The following is a 26331-nucleotide window of genomic DNA, read 5'->3' on the forward strand; positions in this document are numbered from 1 at the left end:
GCGGACGGTGACCTCACCGGTCCGGGCTCACTTCACGTCGACGAAGTCGGCCGAGCCGATCGTGGCCGTGGTGAGGCTCGTGCCCGCGAAGTTGTAGCGGTACGCGCCGTCCGCCGTCGCCTTCACGGTGGCCGTGGCCCAGCCATTGCGGTCGGTCTTGATCTTCTTCAGCGTGACGAACGGGCCGCTCGTGCCCTTGCGGTACTGGAGCAGAACCTGGTGCCCGATGAGGGGCACGTTCTTGCGCGTCTGCCAGCCGGCGACGGTCATCTGGGCCTTGACCGTGAGGTTCTTGCCCTTCTTGACCGGCTGCGGGGTGGCGATGGTCTGGGACATGTAGGTGTTGCGCTTGATGCGCGCGAAGTAGGCGCCGTCCCCGCGGGTCACGTTGCCGTCGCCGTCGGTGGCCACGGGGGTGATGACCCAGAGGCCGGCGAGGGCGTTGCTGCGGAGGTTGACGTTCGGGTCGGCGGTCATGAGGGCCTCGCAGTAGGAGGCGGTCTCATTGAGCGGTACGCAGTGGGCGGGTGCGGCCATGAGTCCGTCGGCGTGCGCCCGGTCGGTTCCGTGCCACAGCTCGTACGACACGCTCCGGACTCCGGACGGGTCGGTGACCGTCGCGCCGATCGTGAAGACCCTCTTCCGCGCGGCCTCGATGCCCACGGTGTAGTCGCGGTTGTGGTTGACGTCGATGTTCCAGAACCTCGTGCCCGAGTCGTCCTGGGCGGCCCCGGCAGCCGGTGCGGCGAGGGCTGCCACGGCCAGGACGGCGCTGAAGGCGGCGGCGGAGGCGATGGCGGCAGTGGCGCGTCTGCGCATGGTGTGGTTTCCCCACGCTCGGTGAATTCGGTGGTTGCTTCACCCGCGTCAGACAAGGGGCTCATCCGGGGAGTTGCGCATCCCGGCCGGACTCGCCCGGCTCTTCATCCCGCCGTTGCCCTGGGTTGGCGGAATCGCGGGTTGCCGGCCAACTCTCCTGTTGGCGGGCCGAATTCGAGCAGACCGCGGAGGTGCTTCAGTCCTGCTCGGGGGGCCGGTTCGCGTCGCGGCGGTAGGTGTAGAGGACGAACCCCTGGTGGAAGGTGCCGACCTTGTCGTACAGCGTGCGGGCCGGGGCGTCCTCCAGGGTGTTCCAGTAGAGGCCCGGCGAGTCGTGCTGCTCGGCGTCCCGCGCGACCCACTCGATCAGCGCCGTTGCGACGCCGCGCCGCCGGGCTCCCGCGTCCACGAACAGGTCCGCCAGGTAGCACTTCCCGGCGTACCAGACGCTGGCGTGGAACAGGTAGTGCGCGATGCCGACCATCTCGCGGTCCAGCCGGGCCGCGACGCCGCGTATCCGCTCGTCGTCGAGCAGGCGACGCCAGGTCCGTTCGTAGCTGTCGTCGCCGCGTTCGACGCCGAAGTGCGCGTCCTTGCCGCGGGCCAGCACTTCCCAGCGGTCGCGGTCCGATGCGGTCAGGAAGCCGATCTCCACCATGGCGCCCATCCTGCCCGGCGGCCGCCCCGGTGACTCCGCCCGTGCTCGCGGGAGTGCCGGGCGGCCTCCGTGACGTACGTCCCTTTGACCGGACCCGAGGGTCCGGTTACGGTTTCCGGTAAGTGGACCTGTGGGTCCGGTTAGTCTCGTGCGCAGGAGAACTCGATGATCGACAACCCGACGGCCCTGGTCACCGGTGCCAACAAGGGGCTGGGTCGTGAGACCGCCCGTCAGCTCGCGGCCGCGGGGGTGACCGTGCTGCTCGGCAGCCGCGACCTCCGGCGGGGCGAGGCCGCCGCCGCCGAACTCGCCGCCGCAGGTCACCGGGTCGTCCCGGTACCGCTCGACGTCACCGACGCGGACGGCGTCCGGCGGGTCGCCGAGCGGATACGGGAGGAGTTCGGGCGCCTCGACATCCTGGTCAACAACGCCGGCGCGATCGTCGAGTCCCCCGCCCTGAGCACCACGGCGGCGGACGTCCGGGCCACCTTCGAGACCAATGTCTTCGGCGTGGTCACGGTCACGCACGCGATGCTGCCGCTGCTGGCCGCCTCGGCCGCGGCCCGCATCGTCAACGTCTCCAGCACCACCGCGTCGCTGGCGGTGACCAGCGAGCCGGGCACCCTCTACGCCGACGCCGACCACATCCTCCCCTACGCGTCCTCGAAGGCCGCGCTGAACATGCTCACCGTCCAGTACGCCCAGGCGTTCCGCCGGGAGCCCGGGTACGCGCACGTGAAGATCAACTCGGCCTCGCCCGGGCTGACCGCCACCGACCTCACCCACCACGCCGGCTCCCGGACGGTCGAGGAGGGGGCGCGGATCATCGTGAAGCTGGCCATGCTCCCCGACGACGGCCCCAGCGGCGGCTACTTCAGCGAGGACGGCCCCGCCCCCTGGTAGGGGCGCCGGGCCGCCCGTACGGCCGCCGTGCGCAGTAGGTTCGTCCCATGGGCAACCCGATCGTGAACCTGGACCAGTCCGACGCGTGGAACGGGTACGAGGGACGCCACTGGGCCGCGTACCCCGAGCGGTACGACGCGCTCAACGACGCGGTGAACGACTTTCTGCTCGACGACCTTCCGGTCGCCGCGGGCAGCAGGGTGCTGGACGTGGGCTGCGGGACCGGCCGCGTGGCGTGCCTCGCCGGCCGTCGTGGCGCCACGGTGCTCGGTGTGGACCTGTCGGAGCCGATGCTGCGGGAGGCGGTCGCCGCCGCGGAGCGGGAGGGCCTCGGCGGGGTCGCCTTCGAGCGCGGCGACGCGCAGGTGCACCCGTTCCCCCAGGAGGGATTCGACGCGGTGGTGAGCCGCTTCGGGGTGATGTTCTTCGCCGACCCCGTCGCCGCGTTCGCCAACCTCCGCCGCGCGCTGCGTCCCGGCGGCCGGCTGGCGTTCGTGTGCTCGCGCGGCCACGAGGGCATGGACCAGACGAGGATCTACCGGGCGATCGGGACGGTGGTGTCCGTGCCCGACTTCGCCGGGAACACCGGGCCGGCCTCCTTCGGCGACCCCGGGTACACCGGGGGGATCCTGACCGGGGCGGGCTTCGCCGGGGTGACCTCGACCGCGGTGGACGTTCCGCAGGTCTGGGGGAGGGACGCCGAGGACGCGGCCGACTTCATGATGGGCTGGGGGCCCGTGCAGCACTGGCTGCGCGAGGACGGGGCGGACGAGGCCGCCCGCTCCCGTGCCCGGGACGCCGCGCTGGGGGCGTTCCGCGGCTTCACGACCGCGGACGGGAGCGTGGTGCTGACCGCCCGCCTCTGGCTCGTGACCGCCGAGCGCCCCTGAACGCTCCCCGGACCACCTCGTCATGCGCAGGCCGCGGGTGATCCCCTCGCGGGCCCCGGAGCCCGGCCTGTAATCGTCGGCGCCCGGCCGGACATTCCCCAGTGACAGCCTGTTCTGGGAGGGAAGGGTGCGCATGACGGCACGTGAGGGTCCGCGAGGGCACGAGTTGGTGGAAGAGTGGTTCGAGGCCCACGCCGACAGGGTGATGGGCTACCTGCTGCACCGGACGGATCGCGAGACCGCGCAGGACGTGCTCTCGGAGACCTTCCTGCTGGCGTGGCGCAAGCAGCGGTCCGTACCGGACGACGCGTTGCCCTGGCTGCTGGCGGCGGCGCGCCGGCTGCTCGCCAACCGGGTGCGGTCGGACCAGCGGCGGCAGGCGCTCGCGGAGCGGATGGCCGCGGTGATGGAGCGTGCTCCGCAGGAGGTCTTCGAGGACCGCATAGGCGACCGTGAGCGCGTGTTCCGGGTGCTGATGTCGCTGTCCGAGGCCGATCGCGAAGTGCTGCTGCTCACCGGCTGGTACGACCTGAGCGCGCAGCAGGCGGCCAAGGCCCTGGGCTGCTCCAGGGCGGCCTACACGCTGCGGCTCCACCGGGCCCGCAAGAGGTTCCGCGCCGCCCTGGAGCGACGACCCGCATCCTTCACCCCGCTCGATTCGGAGGTACACGCATGACGAACGACCCTGTCCTGGACGCCGTCCGGGAGTTGCGCCCGCAGGGGGCCGAGGGCTGGGCGCGGTCGGACAGCGGGCGGGAGACGCTGCGGTCCGTGCTGGGTCAGGCGGCGCCGCGTGGCACGGGGCGGCGGTCGCTGCGGGTCGTGGTGGCCGGCGGCGCGGCCGTCGTCGCGCTGGCCGGGGGCGGAGTCGTGGCCGTCGCAGGGGGGATGCCGTGGGGTGAGGACGCCGGGTCGCAGGTGATGTGCGCCCGGACGCTGTCGCGCGGCGCGGACCTCTCCGGTCTGCCGTCCGACGCGGTCAAGGAGTTCGACCCCAAGGACCCCGGCAAGGCCTGCGCCCGGCGCTGGAAGGAGATGTGGGGCCCATCCGAGCCCGTCCCCACGTCCTTCGCGGCCTGCTACTACCCGGGTGCCGCCGGCAAGGTCGTCTGGCCCGCCGACGGCCTCGGCCAGGACCGGGCCTGCGCCCGCATCGGGGCCCGGCCGATTCCCGCGGGGTAGCCCGCACACGGCGGGCCGGGGGCCCGTGACGCCCGAGGGGGCTCCGCGGCGACGGCCGCGGAGCCCCCTCGGGCCTTGGGGCGGCCGGGCTCAGCCCGCCAGGGCCGTCTTGACGGTGGGCTCGATGAAGGGCACCAGGGACTTCGCGTAGCCGGCCGTGATGTGGCTCGAGTCGAAGTAGACGATCTGGTCGGAGATCACCGTCGGGCAGACGCCGCTCGCGCAGAACGCGGGCAGCACGTCGATGATCACCGCGCCGTGGCGTACGGCCACCTTCTGTTCCATGGCCCGGAAGTCGGGGAACTCGATGGCGGCCTGCTGCTGCGGGTTGCAGGCGGAGATGTCGTGGGTGTGCGTGGCGAGGCAGTCCGGGACGTTCTTGCCGGGCTGCGGGGTGTCGGTCATGTAGATGAGCGCGGCGCCGGAGTCCTCCAGGGCCTGGAAGGCCTCCTCGGCGCCGTCCTCGGTCGCCTCCTGGCGGCTGCGGTTGGTGACCACGACGACGTCGGGGCGGAGCTTCTCGATCTCCTCGAACGCCGACTGCCGCCAGCTGTCGCACTCGGCGTACTCGCGGTTCAGCTCCGGGTTCTTGATGGCGTAGACCTCGGGCGAACAGCCGCCCTTCGCCATGGTCACGACCCTGACGTGGAGCGACTTGCCGATCTCGTGGAAGGCGTCGCCCCACTGCCAGGCGTGCGAGTCGCCCATGACGACGATCGTGGACTTCCCCTGGCGGTCGCCGACGACGCAGTTGTCGCGCATGACGAACTTCTTGACGTCGGTGTTGTCGATGCAGCCGAAGTGCGTGCGGTCCTCGGGGGAGTTCGGGAGGGCGCCCGCCGTCACCCCGGAGAGCTGCTTCTGCAGTACGGCGCTGCGCACCGAGGCCGCTCCGCTGTACCCGGCGGCGGAACCGTTCGAGGCGACGGCGGACGCGGAGATGTTCAGGGGGACGACGAGGGCGACGGCCATGGCCGCCGCGGCTCCCGCGGTGGCGGTGCCGCCGGCGAAGATCCCCTTCCAGGGCTTCGCCACCAGCTGCTTGTTGTTCCTGAACCGCAGTTCGACGTTGTAGTACATGACGGCCGCCAGGATCAGCGACAGCGACGCCACCCGGTAGCGGTCCGAGTAGGCCAGCTCGTGCCCGGTGATGTCCGGCCACAGGATGAGGAGCGGCCAGTGCCACAGGTACCAGCCGAAGCTGACGTTGCCGATGAAGTTGGTCACCGGGTTGATCAGGATGACCTCCGCGCCGTAGCGGGGGGCGGCGCAGCCGCCGGCGATCACCATGACGGCGCCGAGCACGGGACCGCCCACCGCGTACCCCGGCAGCGGCGTCTCCTTGGTGATCAGGAGCGCGGTGCCGATCGCGGTGGCGAGCCCCGCCCAGGAGAGGACGGCGGCCAGCGCCAGGTTCATGCGGGAGAGGAAGGGGGCGGCGAGGGCGAGCAGGATGCCGGAGGCGAGCTCCCAGATGCGGGCCTGGGTGCCGAAGTAGGCCAGCGGCTGGTTCGACGCGGTCTGCGTGACGGACAGGTACAGGGAGCCGCCCGCCACGGCCAGCAGGAACAGCGCCACCAGCGCGCGGTTGCGGAAGAGGGAGCGGCTGAGCCAGGCCGTGGCCATGAGCGCCAGCGGGGCGGCCACGTAGAACTGCTCCTCGATGCCGAGCGACCAGAAGTGCTGGTACGGCGACTGGGTCCCGTCGTTGGCGAAGTAGTCGGTGCCGGTCTCGACGAGCCGCCAGTTCATGAAGCTCAGCGCCGAGCTGAGGCCGTCCGTCATGTGGTCGCGGAACCTGAGCGGGCTGGCGTAGACCCACGACAGGACCGCGGTGGCGATGATGACCAGGGCCATGCCCGGGGCGAGCCGGCGCATGCGGCGCGCCCAGAACTTGCTCAGCGACACCCTGCCGGTCTTCTCGATCTCGGCGAGGAGCTGGCTGCCGATGAGGAACCCGCTCAGCACGAAGCTGACGTCGACGCCGCCGTGGATGTCGAGCACGCCGACGTGCATGCTGACCACCATCATGATGGCGACGGCACGCAGGCCCTGGATGTCCGGCCGGTACTTCCGGAGGCGGTCCGCCTTCGGGGCCGTTGCGCGGTGGTGGGTCATGGTTCTCCCGTGGCCGGGCGTCGAGCCGGCCGGTAGACGCGGGTTCAGTGGATCGTCGGGCAGGCGGCGGCCGTGCCGCTGAGGCGCACTCCGCGGGCGGGGATGTCGATGCCGCAGGCCAGCCGCAGCTGGGCGGGCAGTTCGTTCTCCGCGCCGACGCGGGCGTGGCAGCCGACCACGACCTCGCGCAGGACGCACCCGCTGCCGATGGCCGAGTCGTGGTCCACCACGGACTCGTGGATCACGGCGCCCTCGGCCAGGGTCACGCCCGCGCCGATGATGGAGCGGTCGACGACCACGCGCGGACCGATGACGGCGCGGGGACCCACCGTCGAGCCCCCCGTGACGCGGGCGGTCGGATGGACCTCGGCCGTGGGGTGGATCAGCGCCTCGGCGGGCGGTCCCACCAGGGGCGAGGCCGCCTCGCCGGTGACGAGGTCGGCGGAGCCGTGGACGAAGGCCAGCGGTGTGCCGAGGTCGCGCCAGTAGTCGTCGGTGGTGTGGCCGAAGACGCGGCCGCCGCGGGCGACGAGCTGCGGGAAGGTCTCCTGTTCCACGGAGACCTCGCGGCCGGCCGGGATGGCGTCCAGGACGGACCGGCGGAAGACGTAGCAGCCGGCGTTGATCTGGTCGGTGACGCACTCCTGCGGGGTCTTGGGCTTCTCGAGGAAGGACAGCACCCTTCCGGACCCGTCGGTGGGGACGAGGCCGAAGGCGCGCGGGTCGGGGACCCGCGTGAGGTGCAGTGTCACGTCCGCCTCCCGGTCCTCGTGCCGCGCGAGGATCGCGCGCAGGTCGACGCCGGAGAGGATGTCGCCGTTGAGGACGAGGACCGGGGCGTCCGCGCCGCCGCGCAGCAGGCGTCCGGCGTTGCGGATCGCACCGCCCGTGCCGAGCGGCACCTCCTCGACGGCGTAGGAGATCCGAAGGTCCCGGGTGAAGTCCCGGAACTCCTCCTCGAACAGGGCCGCGAGGTACGAGGTGGCGAACACCACGTGCTCCACTCCCGCGTCCATCAGCTTGGCCACCTGGTGCCGGATGAAGGAGGTGCCCGCGACCTCGAGGAGCGGTTTGGGGGTGTGGTTCGTCAGCGGGCGCAAGCGGGTTCCCTTGCCGCCCACCAGGATGATGGCTTCTTGCACGATCGCCTCGCTCGCTCAGTTCGCCGGGTCGGTGCCGGGGCCCGCGTACCCGGAGGTGAAGCAGGACTTGATGGCCTTCTCGGTGAGGGGGCGGCCGGCGAAGTCGAGCCGGGAGGCGACCTTGTCGTCCGGCGCGGTCCTGGGGTCGTCGTCGAAGTAGATCGACCACCAGTAGACGCCCCTCATGTGGCGTTCCCGGACGACCTTGCAGACCGCGGTGTACCAGTTGGCCTGCACCTCGGGGTTGACCGCGCGCTTGGTGTAGAAGTCGCCGGGGGCCCGGTAGCCGCCGTCCATGGCGCCGATGCCGGCCTCGGCGACGGTGATCTTCGGCAGGGGTCCGGTGGCCTTCTTGTCCAGCCAGTCGTCCCAGCCGGCGACGAGCGTGTCGACCGACGCGTCGTCCGGGACCTTGACGGGGAAGTAGGCGTCGATGCCCAGGTTGTTGACGGGCATGTGGACCGGGCCGTTGACGTAGGCGTCCCAGTTGGAGTCGTAGGCGACCTCGCCGGAGAAACGTTTCTCCGCGTCATCCACCAGCGCGTCCCAGTGGGAGTCGCCCTCCATGGAGTTCAGCTCGGTGGCGATGACGAACGTCGCCGCGTGCGTCTCGTCCGCCGCCTCCAGGTAGGGCGTGAGGAACTTCTCGTAGGAGGCGAACCAGGCGTCGCGGTCGGCGGGGGCGATGTTGCCGCGCCAGCCGCCGGCCTTCACGTCGAGGGACTTCTCGTCCATGATCGGCCGGACGGTCGTGCGCAGACCGGCCTCGTGGAAGATCCGCAGGACGCGGGCGATCCGCTCGGGGGTGGGCGTCTTGCCGCCCCTGCTGATGCTCGTCGACGAGCGGCCGCCGGTGTAGAAGGGGAAGCTCACGCTCACGGAGTTGGCGTGCAGGCCGACGAGGTAGTCGGCCTGGACCCGGGCCTGCTTGTCGATGTACTCGAGGGCGTGGTCGGGGTGGTCCTCCCAGTAGAGCTGGATGCCCCACTGGGGCATGCCCTTCTTCCACTCCTTGTCCACCTTGGCGGTCTCCGCCGTGGGGGAGGGCGGTGCGCTCGGTGCGGTGGTGCCGTCACCGCCGGTGGGGGCCTTCGACGGCCCGGTGTCCTCGTCCCCGAGCACCAGGGTCGGCAGGAGGGAGCCGGACTCCCAGCGCAGCGGCTGGTCACCGGCGACGAAGGGCACGGCGACCACGAAGGCGATGACGGTGACGGGCAGCACGGCGAGCAGGGGCAGACGGGTGTGCTTCATGGGAGGCCGGTCTCTTCCGGGTCAGGCGGGCTTGGCGATGACGACGAACTTGTTCTCCTCGCGGCGGATGAACTTCAGGAGCCCCCTGAAGCCGCCGAGCCCTTCGATGAAGGAGAACAGGGGCAGCAGGAGGATGACCGCGAAGGGCTCCCACCACCTGCGCCTGCCGTTCGCCGAGGCGATCGCGTTGAGCCGCAAGCCCTCCCAGTACGCCCAGATCACGTAGGCGAAGCTGATCGACCACAGCAGGACGACCGACTGGGTCACCGGCGAGGTGTTCATGTCACCGATGAACCAGGCCACGAAGACGATCGTGCCGACGTGCTGCAGCGGACCCAGGATCCAGCTGCCCACGCAGATGGTCAGGAACCAGCGGTAGCGGAGCGGCACCTTGCGGTTGAAGCAGAGGGCGACCAGGCCCCAGGACCAGCGTTCGCGCTGCTTGACGAAGTCCTTCACGTTGGCCGGCGACGCCCCGTAGCAGCGTCCGTTGAACCAGTCGCTGCGGCCCGGGTAGAGGCGGCAGAAGGTCAGGGCCAGCCGGGCGTCCTCGACGATCTCCTTGGGGCCGAAGTCCCAGCCGATCTCGGCCTCGACGGACGCGCGGATGACCAGCAGTTCGCCGTGCACGCCGGCGGCCGGGGTGCCGAGGCCGGTGAAGGCGCGGAACCGGGCGATGTCGTCGGCGGGGCGGATGGCGTCGGCGAACCAGGTGAGCATGCTCACCGCGTTCTCGCGCGGGTAGGTCAGGATGCCCTGCGCCATGTGCTTGACCTCGTCCGGGGTCGCGCGCCGCTGGCGGTTGATGAACTGGGCGAGGGAGACCGCGGTGTCCGGGCCGACGCCCGTGTCGTCGTCCATGTGCAGGACCCAGACGTGGTCGAGGGCCTCGCCCTCGGCGATGCGCAGCTCGTGGGCGTAGTTGTTGGCGCGGGCCTTGAAACGGGTGCCGTTCGCGGTCTCGTAGGCCTTCGGCACCGTGACCACGCGGATCAGCGGGCTGACCGCCGCCAGCCGGTCGATCCGCTCGGCGGCCTCGCAGCCCTCCTCCGTGAGGACGTCGACGCGCATGTACGGGAACCACTCCGGGAGGTGTTCCACGTAGGACAGGACGGAGCGCTCCAGGGCCGGGTAGGTGTCGTGCCGTCCGATGGTCGGCACGAGCACGATGAGGAAGTCCTGCTCGACGGGGGCCGGCGGGGTCATCAGATGGGCCTTGCGGGCCCGGCGGCGGATGAGCAGGAAGCCCTGGATCGAGACGAGGACGCCCGGGACGGGCAGTGCCCAGCAGATGGTTATCAGCCACGCCAGTGGCGAGTCGCTGGGTGTGTACGACCAGAGGCTGAAGGCGAGCAGCGCCACCAGAGGGAGGAGGAACGGCATGATGCCGGGCCTCCATGCGGCGGTACGTTTTGCCAGCTTGGCGTTGTGCCGGGAATGCGGCACACCCCCGTCGACCTGTGTCGTAGCCATCACGACTGTGGAACTCCCCTGCGTGTGGTGGTGCGTTGAGGCAGCGAGAAACCCCGGTCGTGGCACGCCAGGGCACCACGAACGTGTTCGTCTTCCGGGCTTCGTCCCCCTCAACGCCTTCTGTGGCGCGGGCCGGTGGCCGCTCAGTAGCCCCCCCGGGCGCCTAAACCACTGGCCGAAAACAGAAGCACGATACTCGTATGCATGTGCGATGCAAGGGTATTGTTCGGTGAACTTGTGTTTAAAAGTAAAGGTGACCGCTTTCCCGGGTGACTTCGGGTAACTGCGGTTGACCTGCTCCTTTTGCCTTTCGGTCATCATTTCGTGTCCTGTGTGAGGTGCCTCGCGCTTCGGGTGATGCGGACATTCGTCCCTCCACTGACACATGGCCTCCTCCCGTCCGTACTCGTTGACACGGCAACGGCCGGACGCGGCGCCACGGCGGGCGCGTCCGGGACATCGGACGAGGGAAGGCGCGCATGAACGTCAGTGCTCACATCGAGGCCGTCTACGCGGACGTCTGCCGGCGCAATGCCGGCGAGACGGAGTTCCACCAGGCGGTGGGGGAGGTGCTGCGCTCGCTGGCGCCGGCGCTGGAGCGGCACCCGGAGTACCTGGACACCCGGATCGCGGAGCGGATGTGCGAGCCGGAACGGCAGGTGATCTTCCGGGTGCCGTGGGTGGACGACGAGGGGCGCGTGCAGGTCAACAGGGGCTTCCGGGTGGAGTTCAGCAGCGCGCTCGGCCCTTACAAGGGAGGCCTGCGCTTCCACCCGAGCGTGGACCTCGGCATCGTGAAGTTCCTCGGCTTCGAGCAGATCTTCAAGAACGCGCTGACCGGACTGGCGATCGGCGGCGGCAAGGGCGGCTCCGACTTCGACCCCAAGGGGCGCTCCGACGGCGAGGTCATGCGCTTCTGCCAGTCGTTCATGACCGAACTCCACCGGCACCTGGGCGAGCACACCGATGTGCCGGCCGGGGACATCGGCGTGGGCGGCCGGGAGATCGGCTACCTCTTCGGGCAGTACAAGCGGATCGCCAACCGCTTCGAGGCGGGGGTCCTGACCGGGAAGGGCGTCGCCTGGGGCGGCTCCCACGCGCGGACCGAGGCGACGGGGTACGGCGCGGTGTACTTCGCCGCCGAGATGCTGGCCACCCGCGAGCAGGGCTTCGAGGGGCGCCGGGCGGTGGTCTCCGGCTCGGGCAACGTCGCCGTCTACGCGATCGAGAAGGTGCGCGCGCTCGGCGGCTCGGTGGTGGCCTGCTCGGACTCCGGCGGCTACGTCGTCGACGAGGCCGGCATCGACCTGGAGCTGCTGAAGGAGATCAAGGAGGTGCGCAGGGCTCGGCTCTCGGCGTACGCGGAGGCCAAGCCCTCGGCGCGGTACTCCGAGCGCGGCTCGGTCTTCGACGTGCCGTGCGACGTCGTGCTGCCCTGCGCCACGCAGAACGAACTGGACGGGCAGGACGCCGGGACGCTGGTGAAGAACGGCGTGCTGGCGGTCGCCGAGGGCGCGAACATGCCGTGCACCCCGGAGGCGATCGAGGTGTTCCGGGAGGCGGACGTGCTCTTCGGCCCGGGAAAGGCCGCCAACGCGGGCGGGGTGGCGACCTCGGCGCTGGAGATGCAGCAGAACGCGGCCCGGGAGCTGTGGACCTTCGAGCGGACCGAGGCCCGGCTCGCACAGGTGATGCGCGACGTCCACACCCACTGCCGGGCCACCGCCGCGGCGTACGGCGGCACGCCGGACGACTACGTCCTCGGCGCGAACGTCACGGGCTTCCTGCGCGTGGCGGAGGCGATGACGGCCCAGGGCGTCGTCTAGGCCCCGCCCTGGGCGCCGGTGCCCTCCCGCGCGTCGCGGGAGGGCACCGGCGTTCCGGGGCGGCGGTCAGGAGGCGCCGCCGCCCATCACGCGGGCGAAGGACACCGGATCGGCGTCGTAGCCGTGGACGCCGGGCGTGAAGCGCCACTCGCCGGCGCCGCCGCGGCGGAACTCGCCGACGGTGGCGGCCGTCGCGCCGGCGACCTCGCCCAGGTCGGAGGCGGCGAGGTCGGTGTGGCCCTCGACCACGCGCACACCGGTCCCCGCGACGTCGCCGAAGGTCATCCGGCCGTCGCGCTGCTGCACGACCACGCCGACGACGACCCGCTGGTAGGCGGCGCCGAGCCGGTCGAGCTCGAGGGTCATGATCTCGTCGAAGCCCAGCCCCTTGCCGGTCTTGCTGTCGCGGTTGAGCGTGATGGTGCCGTCCGGTGAGCGGCTGTCGAAGTGGACGAGGTACGCCGGGGCGCCGTGCGGGTCGGCGGCGCTGTAGGTCGCCGCGACTATGTCCAGGTCGCTGGCGGGTGCGCCGAGCGGGCTGGGGTCCCATTTGAGCCGGACCTCGACCTTTGCGAGGCCCTTGGTGACGCTGCTCACAGGCTGGCCCCCCTTGCTTCCGGCTGCTCGGGTGCGGCTGTCACGGAGAACGCCCTTTCTTCTGCGGTCAGTTGGGGGGACGGTCACGCGCCGCGCGCCCGTCCGAGGCGGCAACGAACGAGGACGATCCCGGATTCCTGGCAACCGGTCCGGTGTTCCAGCCGGTTCGAACGGATGTGAGGCTGCTCGGAGCACGGACAGGAACGCGATGGCAAGGACACCACGGTGAGGGATGCGGAGACGGACTTCGAGGAGTTCGTCGCCGCGCGCGGACCGCGGTTGCTGCGGGTGGCCTGGCTGCTGACCGGCGACACGCACCTGGCGGAGGACCTGCTGCAGACGGTCCTGGCCAAGGTGTGGCCGAAGTGGCGGGGCATATCCGGCGAGAACCCGGAGGCCTACGTGCGCAGGGCACTGGTGAACACGGCCTCGTCGTGGTGGCAGCGCCGCTGGCGGGGGGAGGTGCCGCACGGCGAGGTGCCGGACACGGTGGTGACGGCGGCGGCGGACCCGTTCGCCTCCGTCGACCTGGAGCACTCGCTCGCGGTGCTGATACGCCGGCTGCCCGCGCGGCAGCGGGCGGTGGTCGTGCTGCGCTACTTCGAGGACCTGAGCGTCGAGGAGACCGCCGAAGTGCTCGGCTGCCGGCCCGGCACGGTCAAGAGCCAGGCGGCCAAGGCGCTGACCATGCTGCGGGGTCAGCTCGCGGCGGTGCCGAGCCTCGCGAGGGGCGGTGACCGCCGTGAACGCCGAGCCTGAGCCGGAGGGGCCCGAGCCGGAGGGGCCCGAGCCCGAGGACGAGTGGGAGCTCAGCGTGCTGCTGGAGCGCGTCGTGCCGCAGAACCCCGCGCCCCACGACCGGATGGCGCAGATCAGGCGGCGGGTGCGGCGGCGCAGGAGGCGCCGGGTGGCCGCCGGGGCGCTGGCCGCGCTCGGCGGAGTCACCGCGGCGGCGGTGGCGGCCGCGGCGCTGCTGCAGCCCGCGGGTCCCGTCACGCCCCGGGGGCAGGACGTCCTCCCCGCCGCGCCCCCCACCCGCGGGGCACCGGCCCCGGGGTCCCCCTCCCCTGTGCCGTCGCCGACGGAGCCCGCGTACGTGCTTGTCAGCGTGGACGCACTGTCCGGGCTGGTGCTGAAGCTGCCGGGTCCCTACTGGAGGTCCCTCGTGACGGCGGACCCGGACGGCCTGGTGGTCGGCTTCGCCGGCTCGCAGCCGCTCCACGAGCGGAGCGGGTGCGCGAAGCAGGAGGTGATCACCTACACGGTCTGCCCGCCCGTCGACGAGCTGGCCGAGGGCGGGACGCTGATCTCCTTCCGTCAGGTGGAGAAGCCTGCGGGCAAGGGCATCAAACCGGGGCGGTTCGTGGTGAAGGGCGTGACGGCCGCGGGTGAGGGCTGCCGCGCGCTCGGCGGCCGGCAGGAGCTTTCGGCCTGGGCCGAGGACCCGGACGCCACGTCCTCCGTCGGGCTGGTGGTCAGTGCGTGTTTTCGGCGTCCGGCGAAGGGGGCGGTGGAGGGGGTCGTCGAGGGGTTGCGGAACGCGGCCTATCGCTGACGGGCTTTTGGCGGGGTCGGTGGTTGTGTGCGGGTCGTTTGTGGTTGCGGTTTGGGTCTTTTCCCCGCCGCCCGCCCGATTGCCCCGGGACGGTTGGTGCGGGTCTCGCCCGGTCCGTTGGGTGGGCCGGGGGCGGGGCCTCCGGGGTGGGCATTCTGTACCGCATATTTATGTGCATGGCGGGCAATCCGGGTTCGGTACCGCTCTGCCGCACAACAAATACACGTCAGCGTCCAGAACGCCCACCCTCCCCCAGCCTTCGGCCGGGGGTGCCCCCAACTCCCCCACCCCCTCCGTATCGCGAGCGACCAACGCCCGGTGGGGGGTGATGAAGCAGTCCAGGGTTGCCGCGAGCGCCCTCCTCACCCCCACCGGCCGACCCGGCCCAAGGGCGGGAGACGGCCGGAGGGTGGGCGATGAAGCGGTCCGGGGTTGCCGCGAGTGCCTTAGTCACCCCCCACCGGCGTCAGTCGCCCCAACGACGGGAGGGGGTGTGCAGGGGTGCGCCCGGAAGCGACGAGCGGCGGACCCGGGACGGAACGATCCGGCAAATCCGCGAGCGCTGAGGACGTGCGCCGGCGCGCCACCGACCCACAGACGCACACAGCGAGGCGGTCACTGACCGCACCGGGGCCACGGGAGGGCGGCGGGAAAAAGAACCCCACCCGCAACCACAAACGCACCCGCGTGCGAGGACGGGCCGCGAGGGGTTCCCCGGGGCGCTTCATCGGGTACAGTGCGAAGTGCATGGCTGTGCGCCGCTCTTGGGCGCCCGTGCCCCCGCGTGACCGCCCCGCGGTCCGCGTTCCCCGTCGCCCGCGCCCCGCGCCGGCGATCTCTCCCGAGGCTCCGCCTCTTCTGCCGCGTGTCCTGGCGGCGGGCGGCCGATTCCGCCGCCGTCGCCGTGCGCGCCCTTCCTCCGAGGACCACGTATGTCCACAACCCCCACCACAACCGCCACCACCGTCACGCCCCCCACCGCCCGGGAACGACTCGTCGCCGTGGCGGGCGTCCTCGACGTCGAGGGCGGGCGCGGCTTCCTGCGCACCGCCGGCTACGCGCAGGGTCCGCACGACGTGCCGGTCCCGCCGGAGGTGATCCGGCGGCACGGGCTGCGCAAGGGCGACGCAGTCGAAGGCGTCGCCACGACCGGCCGGTCGCGTGCCCTCGTACGGGCCGAGCAGGTCGGCGGGCTGCCCGCCGACCGGGCGCGCGGGCGGCGGCACTTCGCGGACCTGACGCCGCTCCACCCGTCCGAGCGGCTGCGCCTGGAGTGCCCGAAGGGCGGTCTGACGACCCGGGTCGTGGATCTGCTGGCGCCCGTCGGCAAGGGCCAGCGGGGGCTGATCGTGGCGCCGCCGAAGGCCGGCAAGACGATGCTGCTGCGCCGGCTGGCCGACGCCGTCGCGGACAACCACCCTGAGTGCCATCTGATGGTGGTGCTCCTGGACGAACGCCCGGAGGAGGTCACCGACATGCGGCGGTCGGTGCGGGGCGAGGTCGTCGCCTCGGCCTTCGACCGCACCCCCGGGGAACACATCGCCGTCGCCCAACTGGCCGTCGAGCGGGCCAAGCGGCTGGTGGAGACCGGCCGGGACGTGGTCGTGCTGCTGGACTCCCTCACCAGGCTGTGCCGGGCGCACAACAACGCGGCGTCCTCGGGCGGCCGGACGCTGTCCGGTGGCGTGGACGCGGCGGCGCTGCTGGGGCCGAAGCGGCTGTTCGGGTCGGCGCGGCTCGCGGAGGAGGGCGGTTCGCTGACCATGCTGGCCACCGCGCTGGTCGACACGGGGTCGCGGGCCGACGACTACTTCTTCGAGGAGCTGAAGAGCACCGGCAACATGGAGCTGCGTCTGGACCGGGGGCTCGCCGACCGCCGCGTCTTCCCGGCGGTGGACGTGGCCCCGTCGGGGACCCGGCGCGAGGAACTGCTGCTCAGCCCCGCCGAGCTGACCGCGGCACGCGGGCTGCGCCGGGCGCTGCGCGGGGCGGGGAGCTTCGAGACGCTGCTGGAGCGGCTGCGGGCGACCCCGGACAACGCGGCCTTCCTGCGGCAGATCCGCGGCACGGTGCCGGCCGCCTGACCCCGCGGCACCCGCATCATGGAGCGGTGACCACACCGCAGCGCGTGGGGCCCCGGGGTGCCGGCCGGCGGGACCGGCCGCCCGGGTTCGTCTGGTACGCGGCGTACGGCTCCAACACCCATCTCGTGCGCCTCAACAGCTACCTCGCCGGCGGGGTGCCGCCCGGTGGCGGCCGGGAGTACCCGGGCTGCCGGGACGCGCGGCCGCCGCTGCGGTCGGTGCCGCTGGACCTGCCGGGGCGGATGTACTTCGCCACGCGGTCGCCGGTCTGGTCGGGCGGCCGGGCCTTCTACGACGGCGACGTGCCGGGCGGCGGGGTGCGCGCGCGGGCCCATCTGCTGACGGTCGGTCAGTTCTCGGACATCGCCGCCCAGGAGATGTACCGCTCGCCGGGTGCCGACCTCGACCTCGGAGAGGTGCTGCGGCACGGCAGGGCCCGGCTGGGCGACGGGCGGTACGAGACGCTGCTGTACCCCGGTGACGTGGACGGGCACCCGGTGCTCACCCTCACCGCGCCCTGGGGCTGCGGCGGGGCCGAACACGTCAGGCCGTCCGGGGTCTACCTGCGGCACATCGCCGAGGGCCTCGCCGAGACCGGTGCCTGGGACCCGCCCGGCATCGCGGCCTACCTCGCGGAGTGCGCGGACGGGACCTGGGACGCCCGGGAGATCACGGCGCTGCTCGGACGGTGACGCGGGGCCGATGGATTACGGCCGCGCCGCCGGTCCTAGGGATGTACGGGGACCCGTACATCCGCAGCCCGCCCCTGGAGGTCGCCCATGGCCCGGCCCGCGCCGCCCCCGCCCGCGTCCCGACCGGGCGATGGGCCCGCCGTGCTCGTCCTGACCGGGAGGCTCGACCGGGCCGGCATCCCGCCGCTGGTCGAGCGGTTGCGCGTGCTGCTGGCCGAGCGGGGCGGCGGCACGGTGCTGTGCGACGTCGGCGGGCTCGACGGCGCCCCCGACGTCGTACTGCTCGACGTCCTCGCGCGGCTGCAGTTGACCGCCCGGCGGCACGGCGGCCGGATCCGGCTGCGCGGCGCCGGCGGCGCGCTGCGGGAACTGCTCGCGCTCACCGGGCTGGACGCGTCAGCGGGACTCGGGCTCGAGGCGTGCGGGGAGGCCGAACAGCGGGAAGAGCCGCTCGGTGTCGAGGAAGGAGTTGAGCCCGGTGATCCGGCCGTCTGATATCTCGATGACCTGCAGCGCCCACGGCTCGTGGCCCCCGTCGGCGGCGGGCCGGTACTGCCCGAACCCCGGGGTGCCGTTGGCCGTGACCGGGACCAGCCGCGAACCGCGGCAGCCGGAGCCGAGCCCGAGCATCCAGGCCTTGATGTCCGCGGGCCCGCGCAGCCACAGGCCGAAGGGCGGCATGGACAGCGTGGCGTCCTCGTGGAGCAGCGAGGTGAGGGCGTCGAGGTCGTAGGACTCGAAGGCGGCGACGTAGCGGCCGAGCAGGGCGCGCTGTTCCTCGTCGAGCGGCCGGGCCGGGTCGGTCGTGGTGGGGCCGGCCGCGGCGAGGGTGGCGCGGGCCCGCTGCAGCGCGCTGTTGACCGAGGCGACGGTGGTGTCGAGCAGTTCGGCGACCTCGGCGGCCTTCCAGGCCAGCACCTCCCGCAGGATGAGCACGGCCCGCTGGCGCGGCGCGAGGTGCTGCAGTGCGGCGACGAAGGCCAGGCGCACGCTCTCGCGCTGGTCGGCGAGGTCGGCGGGGTCGCCCGCCGCGGGCAGCACGCGGCCGTCGGGGGCGGGGGAGATCCAGGTGGTCTCCGGCAGGGTGCCGGGCAGCGGGCCGTCGGCGCTGCCGGGCGAGGCCAGGTCCATCGGGCGGGCGCGGCGGCCGGTGCCGCCCAGGATGTCCAGGCACGCGTTGGTGGCGATGCGGTAGAGCCAGGAGCGGAGGCTGGAGCGCCCCTCGAAGCGGTCGTACGCGCGCCAGGCCCGCACCATCGTGTCCTGGACGGCGTCCTCCGCCTCGAAGGCCGAGCCCAGCATCCGGTAGCAGTAGCCGGTCAGCTCCGCGCGGTACCGCTCCAGCTCCTGCGCCACGTCCGGGGGTGCAGTGAGATCGCCCATGATTCTCCTCCGCCTTCCGATGAGTTCCGGAGCGTCCACGGGTCTACTTCAGCACAGCCCACTGACAGAACTCCCGGAACGGAACGAGGCGCACCATGCCGACCCAGATCTTCGTCAACCTTCCCGTGCAGGACCTGCCCAGGTCGAAGGCGTTCTTCGGCGGCCTCGGCTTCTCCTTCGACGACCGGTTCACCGACGACAACGCCGCGTGCCTGGTGATCGGCGAGGGCATCTTCGCGATGCTGCTCGTCGAGCCCTTCTTCCGGCAGTTCACCAAGAAGGAGGTCGCCGACGCCACGAAGACCACCGAGTCCATCCACTGCCTGGGCGTCGAGTCGCGGGAGCGCGTGGACGAACTGGTCGACACGGCCCTGGCCACCGGCGGGTCGCCCTCGAACGAGCCCATGGACCAGGGGCCGATGTACGGCCGCAGCTTCCAGGACCCGGACGGCCACCTCTGGGAGGTCGTGTACATGGACATGTCGGCGATGGAGGGCTGACCGCCGGGCCCCGCCGAAGGGGTCCTTGCCGGGTACCGGGGCGGTCAGCCCCCGGGGATGTCGGGAATCTCCTGCTCCGCCCAGATCAGCTTGCCGTCGGTGGTGTAGCGGGTGCCCCACCGGCGGGTGAGCTGTGCGACGAGGAAGAGCCCGCGGCCGCCCTCGTCGGTGGTCCGGGCGTGCCGCAGCCGCGGCACGGTGTTGCTGCCGTCGTAGACCTCGCAGATGAGGACCGACTGCCGGATCAGCCGCAGCCGGATCGGCCCGGAGGCGTGCCGGATGGCGTTGGTGACCAGTTCGCTGACGACCAGTTCGGTGGTCGTCCGCAGCTCCTCCAACCCCCACTCGGCGAGTTGGCGGGTGGCCAGCGCCCGGGCCTCGCTGACGACCGCGGGGTCGACCGGCAGGTCCCAGGCGACGAACCGGTCCGTGGTGAGCGCGTGCGTACGCGCGACGAGCAGGGCCACGTCGTCGGCGGGCGGGCCGTGCGGCAGATGCTCCAGCACCGCCGAGCACAGGTCCTGCAGCGGCAGTTCCGGGTGGGCCAGGGCGTGCGCCAGCCGGTCCAGGCCGATGTCCACGTCCTCGCCGAAGGTCTCGATCAGGCCGTCGGTGTAGAGGGCGACGACGCTGCCCTCGGCCAGTTCGAGTTCGGCGGACTCGAAGGGCATGGCGCCCAGGCCGAGTGGTGGTCCCGCGGGGAGCTCGGCGAAGGTGACCCGGCCGCGGGGGTCGACGACCGCCGGCGGCGGATGCCCGGCGCGGGCCATCGTCAGCCGGCGGGTCACCGGGTCGTAGATCGCGTAGAGGCAGGTGGCGCCGGTGACGGTGGTGGCCACGGAACCGTCGGCGCTCTCCTCCTCGGTGAGCCGGATGATGAGGTCGTCCAGGTGCGCCAGCAGTTCGTCGGGCGGCAGGTCCATGTCGGCGAGGGTGTGGACGGCGGTTCGCAGCCGCCCCATCGTCGCGGCCGCCGTCAGCCCGTGCCCGACGACGTCCCCGACCACCAGCGCGATCCGCGCCCCGGACAGCGGGATGACGTCGAACCAGTCGCCGCCCACGCCGTCCTGGATGTCGGTGGGCAGGTAGCGGGAGGCGACCTCCAGCGCCGAGCCTCCGGACAGCGTCTGCGGCAGCAGGCTGCGCTGCAGGGTGAGCGCCGCCTCGTGCTCGCGGGTCCAGCGCCGGGCGTTGTCCACGCACACCGCGGCGCGGGCCACGAGTTCCTCGGCGAGCAGCAGGTCGTCCTGCTCGAAGGGGTTGGGCCGGCGGTGCCGGATGAAGGTCACCACGCCGAGGACGGTGCCCCGGGCCCGCAGCGGCACCCACATCACCGACCGCATGCCGAACTCGCGGATCTTGGCCGCCCGCGCAGGGTCGTCGGTGAGCCACGACGCCCTGTCGATGGTGATGTCGCCCTCCACCTCGGACCGGCCGGAGGTCATGCAGCGCACGTGCGGCGAGGTGTCGCCGGCGTTGATCCGCTCGCCGAGCGCGACGACCGACTCCGGGGTGCCGGGATGCACCGAGCGCATCCCGGCGCGGCGCAGCGGCACCCTGCAGAGCCCGCCGCCGGACGGCGGCTCACCGCCGCGCAGCACCGGTTCCAGCAGGTCGACGGTGACGAAGTCGGCGAGCCGCGGGACCGACACGTCGGCCAGTTCCTGTGCGGTGCGGGTGACGTCCAGGGTGCTGCCGATGCACGCCCCGGCCTCGTTGAGCAGCGCCAGCCTGGCCCGCGCGCGCCACCGGTCGGTGACGTCCATGGCCATGTAGCAGACGCCCATCACCCGGCCCTCGGCGTCGTCCATGCGGTAGAAGGAGATGGAGAAGGACCGCTCGCAGTAGGGGGAGGCGAGCGTCCAGCCCTGGAACTCGCGGTCGATCGCCGGCTCCCCGGTCAGCAGCACCTCGCGCATGACGGCCTCCAGGGCCGCGGTGTCCATCCCGGGCAGGGCCTCGGCCAGTCGCATCCCGATGCGGTGCTCGCGCGGCACGCCGCCGAAGTGTTCCAGGGTGTCGTTGAGCCACACGTACCGCAGGTCGGGGCTGAGCACGGCCATGCCGATCGGGGACCGGCTGAGGAAGCCCTCCAGGATGGCGCTGCTCACCGCCCAGGACGGGGTCCTGGCCAGGTCGATCGCCGACACCAGCCAGCGCTCCTGCCCGTCGGGCGCCATCAGGACGGACACCCGCAGGCCCACCTCGATCCGCCGTCCGTCGCGGTGCCGGGCGGCCACCAGACCGCCCCAGATGTCGTGGTCGCGCCACTGCGCGGCCAGCTCCGCGGCCTTGGCGGCCTGCTCGGGCGCGGCGAGGAGCAGCGTCGCGGGGCGGTGCAGCGCCTCGGCGGCCGGATAGCCCAGCAGGTGCTCCGCGGCGGCCGTCCAGCCCACGATCGTCCCCACGCCGTCGATCAGCGCCGACGCGGCGTAGGCCAGGTCGAACGGCGCCTTCGCCGGCGCCGCCGCGCTTCCCTCCGGCGTGACCATGTGGGGTGTCCCATGTCCGCGGATACGTGTCTTCAATGCTAGGACGTCCGGTGGGCGGGGGCTTCTCGCGCCGGAACGCGCGGCGGCGGCCCGGCCCCGTGGTCCGGCCCCGTGGTCCGGCCCCGTGGTCCGGCCCCGTGGTCCGGCTCCGCGGCCCGGCTCCGCGGCCGGGGCGCCCGGCCCGGGCCGCTCAGGGCAGCGGTTCCGGGGGGCGGGGCGCGGGCGCGGGGCGCAGCGCGTGCAGGCCGCCGTCCACGGGGAGCGCGGTGCCGGTGACCGCGGCGGCCGAGGGCCCGGCGAGGTAGGCGACGGCGTCGGCGACCTGCTGGACGGTGACCAGGCGCCCGCTGGGCTGGCGGGCCTCGAGCGCGGCCCGCTCGGCCGCCGGGTCCGGGGCGGCCGCGATCAGCCGCTCCACCCAGGGCGTGTCGACGGTGCCGGGGGTGACGCAGTTGACCCGGACGCCCTCCGGCAGGTGGTCGGCGGCCATCGCCAGGGTGAGCGCGAGTACGGCGCCCTCGCTCGCCGCGTACAGCGCCTGGCGGGGGAGTCCGGCGGTGGCGGTGACCGAGGAGATGTTGACGATCGAGGCGTAGGGGGAACGACGCAGGTACGGCAGTGCCGCCCGGCTCGCCCGGACCACGCCGAGGAGGTTGAGCTCCAGCACCCGGCGCCACTCCCCGTCCGGGTTCTCCTCCACGGTGCCGACGGCCCCGGTGCCCGTGTTGTTGACGAGGATGTCCAGCCCGCCCAGGTCCTCCACGGCCCGGCCGACCGCCCATCGCACGGACGCGTCGTCGGCCATGTCGGCGGCGAGCGCGTGCAGGTGCCCCGGTGCGCGGCCGGGGGCGTGGTCCAGCACGGCGACCCGTGCGCCGCGCGCCGCCAGCGTCTCCGCCGTGGCGAGCCCGATCCCGGTGGCGCCGCCGGTGACGATCGCGGCGAGCCCCTGCAGTTCCCGGCCCGTCATCGGATGTCCCCGGTACCCGCGCGCGTGACAGTGCTCCCAGGGGGCGCCGGGCGCAAGTCCCCATCACTCTTAAGAGTGAAGCGAATTTTCGCGCCCCTCCCCGGGCCCGCGGCCCGGGCGCATCCCGCACGGCCGGACGGCGCCCGCCGGGGTCGCCGCGCCCCGCCCCCGGGGGACCCGCCGTAGGGGCCCGGCAGGCTCCGGTGGGCCGACCGCTCCCCAAGGGCTCCGGCGTCCTGCGCCGCACCCGTCCGAACCGCCCGCCGCCCTTGCGGGAACTGGCCGGGACGCGTCTCGTGGGGGCCGCGTGACGTGCGCAAGCGGTGCTCCGGGGCCCTCGCGGAGGCGGCCCGCCCGGCGTGTTCCTGCTCGCTCATGGGGGCCTCCCGGGGTGCGGGGACCGGCGTCGGGCTCGATCGAGCCATCCTTGGTTAAACAGTTTATATCGGTCATTGCTCATGATCGAATCGTGGCCGCACAGATGGTGCGGGAGCCTCCGGGAGGGGTTTGCGTCGACGCGCAAGAACCGATAACCATACGTCAATCGGCATGTGCCAAGGGCATCATGATGCGGCATCAGCCACGAATGGAAGCGGCTATGCTACTTGCGGCTCAGCGTGTTGTAGCAATTACGCCAGGTCAGGCACGGCCTGCTGGTTGCCCACTCCGTTGAGGCCGCAATCCGCTGCTCGTGCCGTGTTCGTTCCATGACTAGCGATCACCTGAGGATGCTGATGGTTCGTGCTGGATCGTCCCCCGGAGACCACCGGCCCACCGCTACGTCCGCGTGGTTATTTCCGGTCGTCATAGTCGCGGCGGTCGCGACCGTCGCCGTATGGACCGTCCCCTCGTCCGCCAGGATGGCGGTGCTCTGGTGCGGTGTGACCGCCACGGTGGCCATCGCCGTCCTCGCCGTCGAGGTCGCGCGCCGAGGGCACCTGAACGCGGAGCTCCGTGCCGAAGTTGCCCGGCACGATGCCGAGTTGAGGTACAGGCTGGCCCAGCAGGAGGCCGAGACCGTACGTCTCGCCAAGGAACAGCTGCCCGACGCCATGGCGAGGCTCCAGCGCGGTGAGTTCCTCGAGGACGTGCTCAAGAGCGTCGAGACCCGTACCGAGGGCCTCACCGCCGAGTTCCACAGCGCGCACCAGGCCGTTCTCCACTCGGTCCTCACGGCCGTCTCCGCCGAGGAGGACATCCGGGAGTCCTCGCAGCGCGCCTTCGTGAACATCGCCCGCCGTGTGCAGGCCATCGTCCACCAGCAGGCGAGTTCCCTGCGGGAGATGGAAGACCGCCACGGCCAGAGCCCCGAGGTCTTCGGCGACCTGCTCCGCCTCGACCACGGCACCGCCCTGATCGGCCGTCTCGCCGACAGCATCGCCGTCCTCGGAGGCGCCCGCCCCGGACGTCAGTGGAGCAAGGCGGTTCCCCTCTTCAGCGTGCTGCGCGGCGCGATGTCGCGGATCACCGACTACCAGCGGGTCGAGCTGCACTCGGTCTCCGAGGTCGCGATCGTCGGCACCGCGGTCGAACCGCTGATCCACGCTGTCGCCGAGCTGCTCGACAACGCCACCCGTTACTCGCCGCCGCAGACCCGGGTCCACCTGACCGCGGTCGAGGTGCAGTCCGGCATCGCGATCGAGATCGAGGACGGCGGGGTCAGCCTGAGCGAGGAGGCCCGGCAGCGGGCCGAGCAGATGCTCGCCCAGGCACAGGCCGGCATGGACCTCAACGGCCTCGGCGAGACGCCCCGCCTGGGCCTGGCCGTCGTGGGCCGTCTGTCGAAGGCCTACGGATTCCAGGTCTCGCTGCGGACCTCCGCCTACGGCGGTGTGCGCGCGGTCCTGATCGTCCCGCAGGACCTGATCACCACCACCACCAACGCGACGGGCCTGGCGCACGGCATCGGTGCCGCTTCCGGTCCGCGGTCCGTCCCGGCGCCCCGCGCCGGTTCCGGCTCGGGTTCCGGATCCGACACCAAACGAAGCACGGGGCCCCAGGCTTCGGCCCCCGTGATGGCCGACATGGCGGACGACATCCCCGTCGTCCACGAGCGCACCTCGAACGGGCTGCCCCAGCGGCGTCGGCGCACCCCGCCCGCCACGGCCGGTTCCGTCACTGCTTCCCGTGCCAAACCGCCGGCGCAGGAGCCCGTGCAGCCCGGCATGTGGTTGGCCGCCTTCCAGAGCGGCGTGTCAGGAGAGACGCCCGCTGCCGCTCCCGTCAGCAACAGTGACGAGTCGTTAGATAAGGGTGAGTAGCCGTGATTCAGCAGCGGGCCAACATGGACTGGATGCTCAAGGACCTGGCGACCAGTGTTCCGCAGACCCGCCAGGTGGTGGTGCTCTCCGCGGACGGCTTGCGCATGGCCCAGTGGGGCGCCGACACCGACGCGGCCGACCGGATCGCCGCGGCCTGTGCGGGTCTGCAGAGCCTGGCGGCGGCCGTCGCCACGGAGTTCCCGCAGGGTGACGGCCGCATGAGGCTGGTCGTGATCGAGATGTCGGGCGGTTTCTTCTACCTGATGGCGGCCGGTGCCGGGGCGTACCTCGCCGTACTCGCCGACGAGGGAGTGGATGCCGGACTGATGGGGCAGCGGATGCGCGATCTCGTGGCGCGCATCGGTGAGCACCTGAGCAGTCCGCCGCGCAGTGATGAGCAGGCCGGATGAGTGAATCGGGTCAAGGATGGGAGGAAGGAAGCCCCGAGCGGCTCTACGTGATCACGGGAGGTCGGAGCGGGGGATCCGAGACTTCCACCCTCGACCTGGTCACGCTGGTCCGGGCGCGTACCGGACCGCCGCCGGGGATGCCACCGGAGCAGGCGGCGATCGTGCGACTGTGCAGTTCGCCCCTCTCCGTGGCCGAGATCTCCGCGTACCTCAATCTTCCGGTCAGCGTCGTGACGGTGCTCCTCACCGATCTGCTGGCCGAGAAAAGGGTGGAGGCGCGTTCGCCGATCCCACCCGCCAACCTTCCCGACGTCGCTCTTATTGAGGCGGTGATGCATGGACTTGAGAAGCTCTGACCCCCTCGTCGTCGCCGGGCCACGGAGCGAGGACGCACTGCCCGAAACCGCCGCCGCCGCGGTCAAGATAGTGATCGTCGGGGGTTTCGGGGTCGGCAAGACGACCCTGGTCCGATCGGTGAGTGAGATCCGGCCGTTGACGACCGAGGAGACCATGACCCAGGCGGGTGTCGGCGTAGACGACACCGCCGGTGTGGAACGCAAGACAGCGACCACCGTGGCCATGGACTTCGGCCGGATCAGCATCAACCGGGAACTGGTGCTGTACCTCTTCGGCACCCCCGGCCAGCAGCGTTTCTGGTTCCTCTGGAACGGGCTCTTCGAGGGTGCGCTGGGCGCGGTCGTGCTCGTCGACACCAGGCGCCTCGAGGTCAGTTTCGATGTCATAGGGCGGCTGGAAGAGCGCGGGGTGCCCTTCGTGGTGGCCATCAACACCTTCCCGGAGGCTCCTCCGCATCCCGTCGAGGAGCTGCGGGCCGCCCTGGACCTGCCCGAGCACGTCCCGATCGTGCACTGCGACGCCCGCATGCGGGACTCCAGCCGCGACGTGCTGCTCGCCCTGATGCGATACCTGCACTCCCTCGCCCTCTCGACGGAGGCATCGTGACCACCCCACCCCCCGAGTGCCCCGCCCGCGCCCCGATGTCCCCGGTACTGCCGAGCGGGCGCTCCTGGTGGAGTGCACTGACGAGCCGGCTGCGGCGGTAGCCCCAGCGTCTCATTCTGTGACCCGCGCACGGCGGGCGCACGGGCGGATGCGCCCGTGCGC

25 protein-coding genes are annotated in these 26331 nt (G+C 72.2%); 15 read left to right on the forward strand and 10 right to left on the reverse strand.

What is annotated here, in order from left to right:
* Positions 1 to 27: 27 nt before the first annotated feature.
* Together ACFW3D_RS31365 and ACFW3D_RS31370 are read right to left on the reverse strand one after the other, a co-directional pair.
* On the reverse strand, positions 28 to 819 hold the full coding sequence (locus ACFW3D_RS31365; protein ID WP_500509864.1) for a hypothetical protein: 792 nt from the start codon (positions 817 to 819) through the stop codon (positions 28 to 30).
* A 196-nt stretch (positions 820 to 1015) separates the two neighbouring features.
* Positions 1016 to 1477 carry a GNAT family N-acetyltransferase gene (locus tag ACFW3D_RS31370; RefSeq protein ID WP_500509867.1) on the reverse strand — a complete coding sequence of 154 codons (462 nt, stop codon included), beginning with the start codon at positions 1475 to 1477 and terminating at the stop codon, positions 1016 to 1018.
* A 165-nt stretch (positions 1478 to 1642) separates the two neighbouring features.
* Here ACFW3D_RS31370 and ACFW3D_RS31375 point away from each other — a divergent pair, with 165 nt between their 5' ends.
* The 4 genes from ACFW3D_RS31375 (at position 1643) to ACFW3D_RS31390 (ending at position 4452) form a co-directional block, all read left to right on the forward strand.
* A complete protein-coding gene (locus ACFW3D_RS31375) occupies positions 1643 to 2380 on the forward strand; it encodes an SDR family NAD(P)-dependent oxidoreductase (protein WP_500509870.1) in 738 nt (245 codons plus the stop codon).
* A gap of 47 nt (positions 2381 to 2427) precedes the next feature.
* On the forward strand, positions 2428 to 3270 hold the full coding sequence (locus ACFW3D_RS31380) for a class I SAM-dependent methyltransferase (protein WP_500509873.1): 843 nt from the start codon (positions 2428 to 2430) through the stop codon (positions 3268 to 3270).
* A 133-nt stretch (positions 3271 to 3403) separates the two neighbouring features.
* The gene (locus ACFW3D_RS31385; RefSeq protein WP_500509876.1) at positions 3404 to 3946 is read left to right on the forward strand and encodes an RNA polymerase sigma factor; all 543 of its coding nucleotides are present in this window, start codon (positions 3404 to 3406) and stop codon (positions 3944 to 3946) included.
* Positions 3943 to 4452: a hypothetical protein gene (locus ACFW3D_RS31390; protein WP_500509878.1), complete on the forward strand. Its 510-nt coding sequence runs from the start codon at positions 3943 to 3945 to the stop codon at positions 4450 to 4452. The genes ACFW3D_RS31385 and ACFW3D_RS31390 overlap by 4 nt, the downstream gene beginning before the upstream one ends.
* A 90-nt stretch (positions 4453 to 4542) precedes the next feature.
* On the opposite strand, the gene ACFW3D_RS31395 is transcribed toward ACFW3D_RS31390, so the two are convergent.
* Genes ACFW3D_RS31395 through ACFW3D_RS31410 form a run of 4 tightly spaced genes read right to left on the reverse strand, consistent with a single transcriptional unit; the run spans position 4543 to position 10346 of the window.
* Positions 4543 to 6570, reverse strand: a complete 2028-nt coding sequence (locus tag ACFW3D_RS31395; protein ID WP_500509880.1) for an acyltransferase family protein — start codon at positions 6568 to 6570, stop codon at positions 4543 to 4545.
* 44 nt (positions 6571 to 6614) lie between these two features.
* Positions 6615 to 7712 carry a mannose-1-phosphate guanylyltransferase gene (manB, locus tag ACFW3D_RS31400; RefSeq protein WP_500509883.1) on the reverse strand — a complete coding sequence of 366 codons (1098 nt, stop codon included), beginning with the start codon at positions 7710 to 7712 and terminating at the stop codon, positions 6615 to 6617.
* Positions 7713 to 7727: 15 nt separating this feature from the next.
* Positions 7728 to 8963: a glycoside hydrolase family 113 gene (locus ACFW3D_RS31405; RefSeq protein WP_500509885.1), complete on the reverse strand. Its 1236-nt coding sequence runs from the start codon at positions 8961 to 8963 to the stop codon at positions 7728 to 7730.
* A 21-nt stretch (positions 8964 to 8984) separates the two neighbouring features.
* On the reverse strand, positions 8985 to 10346 hold the full coding sequence (locus ACFW3D_RS31410) for a glycosyltransferase family 2 protein (protein ID WP_500509887.1): 1362 nt from the start codon (positions 10344 to 10346) through the stop codon (positions 8985 to 8987).
* Between the two features lie 569 nt (positions 10347 to 10915).
* On the opposite strand from ACFW3D_RS31410, the gene gdhA reads away from it, so the two are divergent.
* A complete protein-coding gene (gdhA, locus tag ACFW3D_RS31415) occupies positions 10916 to 12262 on the forward strand; it encodes an NADP-specific glutamate dehydrogenase (RefSeq protein ID WP_500509890.1) in 1347 nt (448 codons plus the stop codon).
* A 66-nt stretch (positions 12263 to 12328) separates the two neighbouring features.
* On the opposite strand, the gene ACFW3D_RS31420 is transcribed toward gdhA, so the two are convergent.
* Positions 12329 to 12859, reverse strand: a complete 531-nt coding sequence (locus tag ACFW3D_RS31420; protein ID WP_500509892.1) for a TerD family protein — start codon at positions 12857 to 12859, stop codon at positions 12329 to 12331.
* Positions 12860 to 13084: 225 nt separating this feature from the next.
* Here ACFW3D_RS31420 and ACFW3D_RS31425 point away from each other — a divergent pair, with 225 nt between their 5' ends.
* From ACFW3D_RS31425 to ACFW3D_RS31445, 5 genes are all read left to right on the forward strand, one after another.
* On the forward strand, positions 13085 to 13618 hold the full coding sequence (locus ACFW3D_RS31425) for a SigE family RNA polymerase sigma factor (RefSeq protein WP_500509894.1): 534 nt from the start codon (positions 13085 to 13087) through the stop codon (positions 13616 to 13618).
* Complete coding sequence (locus tag ACFW3D_RS31430; RefSeq protein WP_500509896.1) at positions 13602 to 14414, forward strand: hypothetical protein; 813 nt, start codon at positions 13602 to 13604, stop codon at positions 14412 to 14414. Before ACFW3D_RS31425 ends, ACFW3D_RS31430 begins: the two co-directional genes overlap by 17 nt.
* 932 nt (positions 14415 to 15346) lie before the next feature.
* Positions 15347 to 16498 carry a transcription termination factor Rho gene (gene rho / locus ACFW3D_RS31435; protein ID WP_500509898.1) on the forward strand — a complete coding sequence of 384 codons (1152 nt, stop codon included), beginning with the start codon at positions 15347 to 15349 and terminating at the stop codon, positions 16496 to 16498.
* 26 nt (positions 16499 to 16524) lie between these two features.
* Positions 16525 to 17190, forward strand: coding sequence for a histone deacetylase (locus tag ACFW3D_RS31440; protein ID WP_500509900.1), 666 nt, complete (start codon positions 16525 to 16527; stop codon positions 17188 to 17190).
* Positions 17191 to 17331: 141 nt separating this feature from the next.
* Positions 17332 to 17685 carry an STAS domain-containing protein gene (locus ACFW3D_RS31445; RefSeq protein ID WP_500509902.1) on the forward strand — a complete coding sequence of 118 codons (354 nt, stop codon included), beginning with the start codon at positions 17332 to 17334 and terminating at the stop codon, positions 17683 to 17685.
* Here the strand turns inward: ACFW3D_RS31445 and ACFW3D_RS31450 are convergent.
* Positions 17587 to 18573, reverse strand: coding sequence for a sigma-70 family RNA polymerase sigma factor (locus ACFW3D_RS31450; RefSeq protein ID WP_500509904.1), 987 nt, complete (start codon positions 18571 to 18573; stop codon positions 17587 to 17589). The genes ACFW3D_RS31445 and ACFW3D_RS31450 overlap by 99 nt on opposite strands.
* Before the next feature lie 95 nt (positions 18574 to 18668).
* Between ACFW3D_RS31450 and ACFW3D_RS31455 the strand changes: the two genes are divergently transcribed.
* Entirely contained in the window at positions 18669 to 19073 is a 405-nt protein-coding gene (locus ACFW3D_RS31455) for a VOC family protein (RefSeq protein ID WP_500509906.1), read from the forward strand.
* Positions 19074 to 19117: 44 nt separating this feature from the next.
* Here the strand turns inward: ACFW3D_RS31455 and ACFW3D_RS31460 are convergent, their stop codons facing one another.
* Together ACFW3D_RS31460 and ACFW3D_RS31465 are read right to left on the reverse strand one after the other, a co-directional pair.
* The gene (locus tag ACFW3D_RS31460) at positions 19118 to 21565 is read right to left on the reverse strand and encodes a SpoIIE family protein phosphatase (RefSeq protein WP_500509909.1); all 2448 of its coding nucleotides are present in this window, start codon (positions 21563 to 21565) and stop codon (positions 19118 to 19120) included.
* A 190-nt stretch (positions 21566 to 21755) separates the two neighbouring features.
* Positions 21756 to 22535 carry an SDR family NAD(P)-dependent oxidoreductase gene (locus ACFW3D_RS31465; RefSeq protein ID WP_500509912.1) on the reverse strand — a complete coding sequence of 260 codons (780 nt, stop codon included), beginning with the start codon at positions 22533 to 22535 and terminating at the stop codon, positions 21756 to 21758.
* 734 nt (positions 22536 to 23269) lie between these two features.
* On the opposite strand from ACFW3D_RS31465, the gene ACFW3D_RS31470 reads away from it, so the two are divergent.
* Genes ACFW3D_RS31470 through ACFW3D_RS31485 form a run of 4 tightly spaced genes read left to right on the forward strand, consistent with a single transcriptional unit; the run spans position 23270 to position 26169 of the window.
* Entirely contained in the window at positions 23270 to 24796 is a 1527-nt protein-coding gene (locus tag ACFW3D_RS31470) for a sensor histidine kinase (RefSeq protein ID WP_500509928.1), read from the forward strand.
* A 23-nt stretch (positions 24797 to 24819) separates the two neighbouring features.
* Positions 24820 to 25206 (forward strand): roadblock/LC7 domain-containing protein, encoded by a 387-nt coding sequence (locus tag ACFW3D_RS31475; RefSeq protein WP_018558481.1) that lies wholly within the window; start codon positions 24820 to 24822, stop codon positions 25204 to 25206.
* Positions 25203 to 25562, forward strand: a complete 360-nt coding sequence (locus tag ACFW3D_RS31480; protein WP_089222571.1) for a DUF742 domain-containing protein — start codon at positions 25203 to 25205, stop codon at positions 25560 to 25562. The genes ACFW3D_RS31475 and ACFW3D_RS31480 overlap by 4 nt, the downstream gene beginning before the upstream one ends.
* Positions 25543 to 26169: a GTP-binding protein gene (locus ACFW3D_RS31485; RefSeq protein WP_500509916.1), complete on the forward strand. Its 627-nt coding sequence runs from the start codon at positions 25543 to 25545 to the stop codon at positions 26167 to 26169. Before ACFW3D_RS31480 ends, ACFW3D_RS31485 begins: the two co-directional genes overlap by 20 nt.
* The last annotated feature ends 162 nt before the right edge of the window (positions 26170 to 26331 follow it).

Source organism: Streptomyces sp. NPDC058864 (genome assembly GCF_042742985.1).
Taxonomy (GTDB): Bacteria; Actinomycetota; Actinomycetes; order Streptomycetales; family Streptomycetaceae; genus Actinacidiphila.